The organism is Verrucomicrobiota bacterium, from assembly GCA_016871675.1.
Classification (GTDB): domain Bacteria; phylum Verrucomicrobiota; class Verrucomicrobiia; order Limisphaerales; family VHCN01; genus VHCN01.
This window is the reverse complement of the sequence record VHCN01000135.1, coordinates 1-2,947: the sequence shown is the minus strand read 5'-3', so window position 1 is coordinate 2,947 and position 2,947 is coordinate 1. Positions and strand designations below refer to the sequence as shown.

Annotated in this window: 3 protein-coding genes; 1 reads left to right on the top strand and 2 read right to left on the bottom strand. The window is 67.6% G+C overall.

Annotation, left to right across the window (positions count from 1 at the left end; genetic code table 11):
- A partial coding sequence (locus tag FJ386_15370; GenBank protein MBM3878066.1) for a hypothetical protein occupies window positions 1–774 on the bottom strand: 774 nt, incomplete at its 3' end.
- Window positions 775–923: 149 nt separating this feature from the next.
- On the opposite strand from FJ386_15370, the gene FJ386_15365 reads away from it, so the two are divergent.
- Window positions 924–1,508 carry a dephospho-CoA kinase gene (locus tag FJ386_15365; GenBank protein ID MBM3878065.1) on the top strand — a complete coding sequence of 195 codons (585 nt, stop codon included), beginning with the start codon at window positions 924–926 and terminating at the stop codon, window positions 1,506–1,508.
- 46 nt (window positions 1,509–1,554) lie between these two features.
- Here the strand turns inward: FJ386_15365 and FJ386_15360 are convergent.
- Window positions 1,555–2,947 (bottom strand): alpha-keto acid decarboxylase family protein (locus FJ386_15360; GenBank protein ID MBM3878064.1); only part of this gene is annotated, 1,393 nt, incomplete at its 5' end.

The window sequence follows — 2,947 nt, the reverse complement described above, 5'->3', positions numbered from 1 at the left end:
TCGCGGCATCCCCGCGAGCGTTCGCGCCACGTTGAGGAACAGCTTCGAATGCAGGTGGCCGACGACGGTGTGCTCGATCTGCGGGAGCTTTGCGCGGACCGCTTCCTCCGACGCGAGGAACGGCAATGCCGAGGGATCGTGGCAGAACAGCAGTATCCGCTGATCCGCGGCGACCTCCGCGAAGAGGCGTCGCACCGCGGCGAGATGGTCGGCGCGCAGTTGCTCCCACGTCTCCATCTCCGTCGGAAGCATGTCGCGATGATAGACGGGCAACCCGACGAGGGTTGACGTCACGGCGAGGAGCGAGTAGCGGCCGATGTCCGTGCGCCACGCGGGCTCGAGCCGCAGCGTGCCGATTGTCTGATCCCAACTGGCCACACGCATCCCGCCCTTGTTGCCGGCGAGGCTGGTCTTGCCGAGTTCGTGATCGCCTATGGTTGCGTGGAAGCCCGGGCCGAACGCGGCGCGGAGCTTCGTGAGGCACTCTGTCGCGCTCGCGCACGCGGCCTCGTCGCTGACGCCGATGAATGCGGAGTCGCACGAGTAATCGCCGTTCGCGACCACCAAGTCCGGGCTGCCGGCGTTCGCAAGGAACCGGTCAAGCAGTCCGCCTTGCTCCGTCGGCTCTGCGAGCCAGATGAACCGCCGGTAACACCGCAGCAGCAGCCGCGCAAGGCGGTCATCCACGGCGCGGTGCTCGAATCCCGCCCGCGCGCGTTCCGCCGCGCCCGCGTAGTGGATGTCGCTGAGGATGAGAAGTCGGGCCGGTCGCACGGGTTTGCAGGTCGTCGTGGTGTTGGCCGGGCGGCGGCCTTCGCCGCGTGCTCATGGGCGCGCAACACTGAACACGGAACGCCCGCGGGTGAACACTTCAAACTCGCCGTGATTCCCTTTTGGGCGCCGGCGTGTTAGTTCCTCCCGCGATGAAAGTGATCGGACTCACCGGCGGCATCGGCATGGGCAAGTCCACCTCCGCGCGGCTGCTTCGGGAGCGCGGGGTGCCCGTGGTGGACACGGACTTGGTGGCGCGGGAAGTCGTGTTGCCCGGCCAGCCCGCGCTTGCGGAGATTCGCGAGGTGTTCGGCGCCGCCGTCATCAAGGCGGATGGCACGCTTGACCGCGAGGCGCTTGCGAGGCGGGTGTTCGCGGACAGCGACGCGCGCGTGCGACTCGAGGCGATCCTGCATCCGCGCATCCGCGCCGTCTGGATGGCCCAAGTCGCCGCGTGGCGCACCGAGGCTCGCCGCAGCGCCGTGGTGGTCATCCCGCTGCTGTTCGAGACGAAGGCCGAGGCACTTTGCGACGTGACAATCTGCGTCGCCTGTTCCGCGGCGACGCAACAACAGCGCCTGCTCGCGCGGGGTTGGACCCCGGAGCACATTCGCCAGCGGATCAACGCCCAATGGTCGGTCGAGGTGAAGCTGGGGCTGGCCGACCACGTGGTCTGGACGGAGGGCGACTTGGAGAGCCACGCAGAGCAGTTGCGGAGGATCATTCCGGGCGGATAGCGACTGGATGCGGCTGTCGAATGCGCATCCGGGCGCGGGACTTCGATCACTTCGCCGCGCGCAGCCGGGCGCCGAGCCGCTTGGCCAGGCGGTCGAGCGCGGGCGAGCGGTCGAGCCTCGCGAGGCGAACTTCGATCAGGCAGAAGCTCTGTGTGTGACGGCGCGCCTCCTCGAGCGCGGCGTCGAGTTCGCCTTCCGTCTTGACGAGCCAGCCGCGACCGGTGCCGAGCAGTTCAGGCAGGCGGTGGAATCGCCACGGGGCGACGTCGTTGTATGGGCCGTCGTGAATGTGCCGCTCGGTGCCAAAGCCGTCATTATTGAGGACGACCACGATCGGGTTGCATCCGTTCCGCGCGGCGGTGGCCAGTTCGACGCCGGTCATCTGGAACGCGCCGTCGCCGACCAGCACCAGAGGACGGCGCCGTGGATTCGCCAACTGCGCCCCGACCGCGGCGGGCACGGCGAAACCCATCGAGGCGTAGTAGGCCGCCGCGAGGAACTCCGTGCCGCGATGGATGGACAAGTCCACCGCGCCAAAGAGACAGTCGCCGATGTCCGCCACGACCACTGTGTCCACGGTGAGGAATGCGTTCAACCGTTGGAAGAGCCGTTGCGACGTGAGCGCGCGCGTCGCGTCGGCGAGGGTGAACGGCGGCGCGGGTTTGGCGCGTGGGAGCTTCGGCTTCGCCCGGCGGCGCAGTTTGGACCTGACCAGCCCGCGCAAGAAGTCCTTCAGCCGCACGCCTTCGTAGTTGTGGTGACCGATGGAGAGGTTCTCGCTCGTGACGCAGATGGACCGCGCAGGATCAAGGCGCGCCGTGTAAATGCCCAGGTTGATGTCCATCATGAAGAACCCGGGCATCAGCAGGCAATCGGAGGACTCGACGTAGCGGCGGACCTCCTCGCGGCCCATCGCGCCCTCGTAAACGCCTAGATACAGCGGGTGATGCTCGGCGACGACCGACTTGCCGAGAATCGTCGCCGCGACCGGGATGTTCGTGCGCTCCGCGAGCGCGAGCAGATCGCGTTGCAAACCAAAGCGGTGCACCTCGACATCCGCGAGGATGACGGGCTTGCGTGCCGCGTTGATCCTCGCCACGGCCTCCGCGAGCGATGCTCGCAGGACCACCGCGTCGCTCGACTCATGCACCTCCCGCGGCGTGTGGTGCGGGATGCCCCGCTGCCAGATGATGTCCCGCGGGAGCTCGATGTAAACCGGCCGCTTGAAGCGCACCGCCGCGTGGAGCACACGGTCAATCTCCTGAAACGCCGTCTGCGGGTCGCTCAGCACGGTGCTCGCGACGGTGATCTGCTCGAACACCTTCTTCTGCGTGTCGAACTCCCGGACCTTGTGATGCAGCAGGGGATCCTTGAGCCGTTCCTTGATGCCCGGCGCGCCGCTGATGACGACCACCGGCGATTTCTCCGCAAACGCCTCC